At 52.5% G+C, this 7,802-nt stretch carries 5 protein-coding genes; 4 read left to right on the top strand and 1 reads right to left on the bottom strand.

Annotation, left to right across the window (positions count from 1 at the left end; all coding sequences use genetic code 11):
* Nucleotides 1-140 precede the first annotated feature (140 nt).
* Nucleotides 141-1,163: a LacI family DNA-binding transcriptional regulator gene (locus tag E1189_RS19795; RefSeq protein WP_155162783.1), complete on the bottom strand. Its 1,023-nt coding sequence runs from the start codon at nucleotides 1,161-1,163 to the stop codon at nucleotides 141-143.
* A gap of 145 nt (nucleotides 1,164-1,308) precedes the next feature.
* Here E1189_RS19795 and E1189_RS19790 point away from each other — a divergent pair, with 145 nt between their 5' ends.
* From E1189_RS19790 to E1189_RS19775, 4 genes are read left to right on the top strand one after another with little or no spacing between them, the layout of a single operon-like run.
* Nucleotides 1,309-2,376 (top strand): UDP-glucose--hexose-1-phosphate uridylyltransferase, encoded by a 1,068-nt coding sequence (locus E1189_RS19790; protein WP_230460543.1) that lies wholly within the window; start codon nucleotides 1,309-1,311, stop codon nucleotides 2,374-2,376.
* Nucleotides 2,377-2,391: 15 nt separating this feature from the next.
* Nucleotides 2,392-3,558 (top strand): galactokinase, encoded by a 1,167-nt coding sequence (gene galK / locus E1189_RS19785; RefSeq protein WP_155162780.1) that lies wholly within the window; start codon nucleotides 2,392-2,394, stop codon nucleotides 3,556-3,558.
* A gap of 11 nt (nucleotides 3,559-3,569) precedes the next feature.
* Nucleotides 3,570-4,634 carry an aldose epimerase family protein gene (locus tag E1189_RS19780; protein ID WP_155162778.1) on the top strand — a complete coding sequence of 355 codons (1,065 nt, stop codon included), beginning with the start codon at nucleotides 3,570-3,572 and terminating at the stop codon, nucleotides 4,632-4,634.
* Nucleotides 4,635-4,645: 11 nt separating this feature from the next.
* Complete coding sequence (locus tag E1189_RS19775; RefSeq protein ID WP_155162776.1) at nucleotides 4,646-7,765, top strand: beta-galactosidase; 3,120 nt, start codon at nucleotides 4,646-4,648, stop codon at nucleotides 7,763-7,765.
* Nucleotides 7,766-7,802 lie beyond the last annotated feature (37 nt).

Genomic DNA, 7,802 nt, shown 5'->3' with positions numbered 1-7,802 from the left:
CTTCAGCTTGTTAATTACTTATATGTAGGTAAAGACCTGACCTGGGCCTGAATCCAGCAATGGTCTGGGTACTTATATTCCTGACCGAAAGAACCGAAGACACATTTTAACTCATTTTGGAATTCAAACAGGATAGAAAACTACCCTGAGACATCGGCCCAACAGGAAACGGAGTCCCGCACAACCAGTTGTGGCTGAAACCCTGCAGGCTGAAACTCTGCTCCCTTATCAACGGGCTTGTCAGCCAGCAAACCTTCAATCATGCGCACGGCTGTGCGACCAATCTCTTCTATGGGATAGCGCACTGTCGTGAGCTGAGGGTAAACAAACTGTCCCAGAAACACATCGTCCACACCAATGACAGAAAAGTCATCAGGCAAGCGGTAATCCCGTTCATGGAGAGCTCTTAAACAGCCTGCAGCCATCACATCGTTATAGGCTTGAATGGCGGTTAAATCTGGATGCTTTTTCAATAGTTCCAGAGCTGCCTGATAACCCCCTTCTGCCGTGGCCGCACCTGATTGCTGGGGCGCAGCTGTACCATCTACTCCGACCTCTTCCAGCGCCTTGCAAAAGCCGGAGAAACGATCACGGTTATCGCTGATATCTTCATTCCGGCCAATCCAGCCGATGCATCTGTGCCCCTTTTCCAGCAAATGACTGGCCGCCAGATAACCTGTCAGCCGGTTATCAAACCAAAGGCAACGGTCTTCTATTCCCGGCACCTTACGGTTCACGATGACCGCAGGGCAGTCACCAATAGCATCCAGAAGTTCCTGATTGCTCAGTGCCAGTGTGTGCACCACAATGCCATCACACCGTCGTGAAATCAGTGAGCGGATCGCAGCGGCTTCCAGCTCGGCCCGATGCTGACCTTCTGTAGTCATGGTTTGCAGGCCAGAGGCGGCGGCCTGTGCAGTCACGCCACGGGCAAGGCTGCCAAAGAACGGGTCTGCCAGATCATGGACAACTAACCCAATCATGCTGGAGCGATTCCCCACCAAAGCCCGCGCCACAGAGCTGGGCTGGTAGTTCAGCTCACCCATGGCTTTCAATACGGCTTCGTGCTTGGTGCCTTTCACTTTGGCCGTGCCGTTTACAACCCGTGAAACGGTGGAGATAGAAACACCAGCCCGTTCAGCCACATCTTTGATGGTGACCATAATCTTTCCTGAAACATCGGTTGTTGGCTCATATTCTGACAGAATTTTCGGCGAAATATGAAAACGCTTTCTGAAAACGTTTTCATAACACGACACAGGTCAACGAACTGATCCGCAATCCCCGATTAAGATCGCTTTATCGACTATGAGTGGTACATCTATGACTCGCACGACCTTCGACCCAACGGATCATCCCCATCGCCGCCAGAACCTGCTGACCGGTGACTGGGTTCTGGTTTCCCCCCATCGGGCGAAGCGTCCGTGGCAAGGGCAGCAGGAAACCACGGCTCCCGACAATCGTCCAAGCCACGATCCCAGCTGCTACCTGTGCCCGGGCAATGACCGTATCGGCGGTGAGAAAAACCCCGAATACACCAAGCCCTATGTATTCGGCAACGATTTCCCTGCGGTGCTGGAAGATACTCCGGCTCCCGAGAACAGTGATGACATGTTCCGCGCCAGCGCTGCTACCGGAACCGCGCGCGTTATCTGCTTCTCCCCGGATCACAGCAAGACCCTGCCCCAGCTGCCTATCCATGAAATACGACAGGTCGTAGATACTTGGGCGGAGCAGGTCACCGAACTGAGCGAGCACCACACATGGGTTCAGGTGTTCGAGAACAAAGGCGCGGTTATGGGTTGCTCCAACCCGCACCCACACGGTCAGGTCTGGGCCACCAGCTTCCTGCCTAACGAAGGCCGCAAGGAAGATGAAACCCAGAAGCAGTGGCTGAAAGAGAAGAACAGCAAAATGCTGTTGGATTACGCCCTGAAAGAATCTGCCGATGGTGAACGCACTGTGGCAGAAAACAACAGCTGGATTGCCGTTGTGCCCTGGTGGGCGGCATGGCCTTTTGAAACCCTGCTGTTGCCCAAGTTCTCCGTAAGCCATCTGAATGAACTGAATGATGAGCAGCGGGACGAACTGGCTGACATTCTCAAACAACTGACTGTTCGTTACGACAACCTGTTCAACACATCTTTCCCTTACTCCATGGGCTGGCACGGCAAGCCTTTCGGTGAGGAGGGCGACACTGAACACTGGCAGCTGCACGCCCATTTCTATCCACCACTGCTGCGCTCCGCCACTGTGCGCAAATTTATGGTGGGCTTTGAAATGCTGGGTGAAAGTCAGCGCGATCTGACTGCAGAACAGGCGGCTCAGCGCCTGCGTGATGTGCCATCCGAACACTATCTGAATACTGACGTTTAAGAGAGCAACTCCCCCATGATCGAAGCACTGAAACCCAAAGCCACTGAAGCTTTCGTGCGTATTTTTGGCTCTCAACCAGAGCAGTTCTACCAGGCTCCCGGCCGTGTCAACCTGATTGGTGAACATACCGATTACAATGACGGTTTTGTACTGCCCTGCGCAATCAACCACGGCACTGTGATTGCAGCCTCCAAGCGAACGGACGACAAAATTGTTCTGATCGCCTGCGACTACGACGATGCCCGCAGCGAGTTTGATCTGAACCAGCCTCTGGAAAAGAAAGAAGGCGATGAGTTCTGGAGTAACTACATTCGCGGCACTACTCAGGCACTGATGAACAAGGGCCACAAACTGACTGGTGCTAACCTGGTGATTACCGGTGACGTGCCTCAAGGTACTGGCCTGAGTTCTTCTGCGTCTCTGGAAGTAGCTACCGGTACCGCTCTGTGCCACCTGAGCGGTATCACCCTGCCCGGCAGTGAGCTGGCTCTGGCTGGCCAAAGCGCTGAAAACGACTTTGTTGGCAGCAATACCGGCATTATGGATCAGATGATTTCCGCCTGTGGCAAAGACGACCATGCCATGATGCTGGATTGCCGCTCTCTGGAAACCACGCCTGTTTCCATGCCAGAAAAAGCCGCTGTGGTGATTGTGAACTCCAACGTGCGCCGTGGCCTGGTGGACAGCGAGTACAACACCCGTCGTCAAAACTGTGAAGACGCGGCCAGAATTCTGGGTGTTAAAGCTCTGCGTGATGCGAATATTGATCTGTTAAACAGCCACCGTGAAAGCATGGATGAAGTGAGCTACAAGCGCGCTCACCATATCATCACAGAAAACCAGCGTACCACTGAAGCGGCCAAAGCACTGGCTGCAGGCGACCTGACTCGCATGGGCGAGCTGATGGCTCAGTCTCATATCTCCATGGCACAGGACTTTGAGATTACTGTTCCTGCGATTGACATCCTCGTCGATATCATTGCTTCCACAAAAACAGACGGCGGCGTGCGTATGACTGGCGGTGGCTTTGGTGGCTGTGTGGTGGCTCTGGTTCCTGAAACCGATATTCCAGCCATCAAGGAAGCGGTTGCCAGGCAATACCCTGAAAAGACTGGTCTGCAAGGCGATGTTTATATCTGTCAGGCCTCTTGCGGCGCTGGCGTGATTGCGTCGAAAGCGTAAGGAGTCAGAGCATGGTCACAGTCAGCCAGAAAGCATTCGGATGCACCCGATCAGGGGAGTCCGTATCCCAAATCGCCCTGTGTAATGGACAGGGAACGGAAGTTGTTCTGATTAACTACGGGGCAACCATTCAAAGCATCCGCACGAAAGACAGGTCTGGCCATTTCGCCAACATTGTTCTGGGTTGCGACGGGCTGACTGACTATGAACAGCAGAGTGCCTGTCTCGGTGCCGTAGCAGGCCCCTGCGCTAACCGTATTGCCCATGGTCGTTTTGAGCTGAACGGTGACACTGTTCAGCTCACCCAAAATCATGACAAACATCACCTTCACGGTGGTGCGAAAGGTTATCAACGTACGATTTGGCAGTTTGATACTGAGCAGAGCGACGGGTGTGCCTCCGTTATCATGAGCTGCACCACAGCCGATGGGGAAGAAGGCTATCCCGGCAATGTCACATCCATAGTTACGTACACCTTGAATGATGATAACAGTCTGGATATTCGCTATAGCGCCACCACCGACAAAACCACTGTCGTCAATATCACCCAGCACAGCTATTTCAATTTGAGCGGTCAGCCACAAACTGACTGCTTGAACCACAGTCTTCAGTTGAATGCTGAACACTATCTGGCTACTGACGCGGAATCCATCCCTACTGGTGAGCTTGTTGCGGTTGAAGGTACACCCTTTGATTTTCGCCACCCCAAAACCATTGGACAGGACATTCATACGGATCACCGCGAACTCACCAAGTGCCGTGGCTTTGATCACAACTACTGCCTGACGCCAAACCCTGACCAGGAGCTGCACGACGTTGGTGAGGTTTACGAGCCAGAATCGGGCCGCACCATGAAAGTGGAAACCAACCAACCCGGCATTCAGCTTTACACCGGCAACTTCTTACAGGGAACACCCGCTACTCAAGGCAGAAAATGGGAAAACCACAGCGGCTTCTGTCTGGAAAGCCAGGCGTGGCCCGATGCACCTAACCAGCCCGGCTTCCCTTCCATCACTCTGAAACCTGACGCCAAGTATCACCACCACACCCGCTGGACATTTGGCATAAAAGATTAAGGGAATAAAGAATGAACCTGCAGAGCCTGCTTGCCCGCAAAGACTGGCAAAACCAGCACATTACCCAAATCAACCGTTTACCCGCCCATGCGCCTCTCGCAGCATGGCCGGACTTAAAAGCAGCACGTTCTGCAGAGCCGGAACAGAGCACAGGCCGCCAGTATCTGAACGGTCAGTGGGATTTTAATCTGTTCCCCCAACCGGGGGCCGTGCCAGCGAATTTTATGGAGCCCGGTTTTAAGCAAAACTGGGAAACGATCCCTGTACCCGGCAACTGGCAGATGCACGGCCATGACTGCCCTGTATACACCAATGTTCAGTACCCCTTTCCGTTTAACCCGCCCCTTGTTCCCGAACATAACCCCACTGGATGCTATCGCCTGAACTTCACGGCGGATACAGCCAGCAACATCCACCAGCGTATTGTGTTTGAAGGGGTGAACTCCGCGTTTCACTGCTGGTTGAATGGCACTTATCTGGGTTACTCACAGGACAGCCGCCTTCCAGCCGAATTTGATATTTCCCAAACACTGCAAGAGGGCAATAACACGCTGGCGGTGATGGTAATACGCTGGAGTGACGGCAGTTATCTGGAAGATCAGGATATGTGGTGGCTGTCGGGTATATTCCGTGATGTTTATATTCTATCTAAGCCTCAGCAACATATTGCGGATTACCAGATTGAAGCCACACCTGTTCACAATTACCGTGATGGACAACTGAGCCTGCAGGTATCCCTGAACAATGACTCACCCAACGCTCGCATCTTTGCCCGACTGATCAATAGTCAGGGCGGTGAAATGACTGGTGCTCTTCCGGTTCAACCGGGCACAGCTCACGATGAACGCGGGTTCCCTGAGGCAGTCTATCGCCTGAATGCTGAAATACGGGATATTCAATGCTGGTCGGCGGAAGCCCCCCATCTCTATACACTTATTATCTGGCTGGAAGACGACAGTGGCCAGATCACCGACATCGAAAGCGCCGAGATTGGTTTCCGTTCGGTTGAGATTCGAGATGGCCTGCTGCAGGTTAACGGAGAGCCTCTACTGATTCGCGGTGTAAACCGCCACGAGCACCATCCGGAAACCGGCCACACCCTGACCCGTGAGGATATGGAGCAGGATATTCGGCTGATGAAACAGCATAACTTCAATGCTGTTCGCAACGCTCACTATCCTAACCATCCACTGTGGTACCGTCTCTGCGACCGTTACGGTTTGTATGTAGTGGATGAAGCAAATCTGGAAACCCACGGTGCCGAGCCATTTAATGCTTTCACCAATGATCCTGCCTGGCACCAGGCCGTTGTAGAACGCATTCAGCGCATGGTGCCCCGCACCCGTAATCACACCAGCATCATTATCTGGTCTTTGGGCAATGAATCCGGCTATGGCTGTAATCTGCAGTCCGCCTATCACTGGCTAAAGAATGCGGATTCTACCCGCCCGGTGCAGTACGAAGCCAATGGTTCAGACACCGATATCACCGATATCATCTGCCCCATGTACGCCCGCACAACCATCGACCAATGGCAGGGCACTGTTCACAAATGGTCGTTGGATAAACACCTGACTATGCCCGGCGAACAACGCCCGCTGATTCTCTGCGAATACAGCCACGCCATGGGCAATAGTCTGGGTGGTTACGCCGAGTATTGGAATGAGTTCAGAAGGTTACCCCGCCTGCAGGGTGGCTTTATCTGGGACTGGGTGGATCAGGGTATCAGTCGCTGGACGGATAATGGCGAGCATTACTGGGCTTACGGCGGTGATTTTACCGACCGTGGTGACGCCATTTACCCCAATGATCGCCAGTTCTGCATTAACGGCATTATCAACCCGGATCGCTCACTCAAACCTGCGGTTCTGGAAGCCAAGTATGTTCACCAGTTTGTGACCTTCTCCTTCAGCGAAAACCAGCTGACAATTCATAACGGCCATAACTTTGATGACCTTTCCAACCATGAATTGCACTGGACGCTCAAAGCCAATGGTGAGGTGATTGATCAGGGCGTAATTGAAGAGATTCAAGCCTCTGCCAGCCAAAGTCGTGCATTCAGCCTGCCTCTGAATAAACCTGAACAACTGCAAGCTGGGTGCGAGTACTTCCTTCACTGCGAAACACGCTTAAAACAGGCAACACCTTGGGCAGGTGCGCAACACTCAACAGCCCATGACCAGTTCCCGCTACTCTGGCCGGTTCCTCTATCCATAGAGGAGCATCCAGCAGGCGAGCTGGAAGCTGTTGAAAGCGATGCAAGCCTGATAATCAAAGGTCGCTACTTCCAGTTTGAATTCGACAAGCACATTGCCTGCCTCACTCAATGGCAAGTGAATGACAAACCGCTATTCGCCAACCCAGTAAGAGATAACTTCTACCGGGCACCGCTGGATAACGACCTTGTACCCTTTGTCGTGCAAACCTCCGATGTACACGGTAAAGACTGGCTGGAAGCTGGCCTCAACAATCTGGAAGCGGAGGCTCTGAGTTTTTACAGCTGGCAGAAATCTCCCTCCCTATGGCAGGTGGAAACCATCCGCAGCTATGGCCATGGAAAGATTATTGCCAAACACATCTATACAATCTCAAGTGGTGGGCAGTGCAAGGTGGAAGTGGATGTACAGGCTCGTAATGATCTGCCATCACTGCCACGTGTCGGCCTTGAGCTGGTATTAAATGATGTAGCAGAAAACGCTGAATGGTTTGGCCGTGGCCCCTGGGAAAATTATCCTGACCGTAAACAGGGTGCGTTGGTTGATCGTTATCATGCTGGTATTGATGAACTGCAAACCCGTTATATCGTGCCTCAGGAGAATGGTGCTCGTTGTGATGTTCGCTGGCTAGCAGTGAATCGAGGTAGCAACCAACCTGCTGTTATTGTTCAAGGCACAAAACCATTTATATTCACGGTCAGCCCTCATTCAACCCATACAATTGAAAAGGCAGAACATACCGTCGAGATATCCAACAGCAATACTCAACGTACTTACCTGCGGCTCGACGGTTTTCATATGGGTATTGGCGGTGATGATTCCTGGAGTAAGTCAGTACACGATGAGTACCTGCTGCTATCAGATCTCTATCGTTATGAGCTGACTTTAAGTGCTGAGAGCATTCCCACCAGCTAAGGCATTTATGGTCAAGGCCATCTGAATCGGATGGCCT

Origin of the sequence: Parendozoicomonas verongulae, assembly GCF_009711465.1 — a bacterium.
Lineage (GTDB): Bacteria > Pseudomonadota > Gammaproteobacteria > Pseudomonadales > Endozoicomonadaceae > Sansalvadorimonas > Sansalvadorimonas verongulae.
Note: the sequence above shows the minus strand (reverse complement) of the source record. Positions and strands in the feature narration are given on the sequence as shown.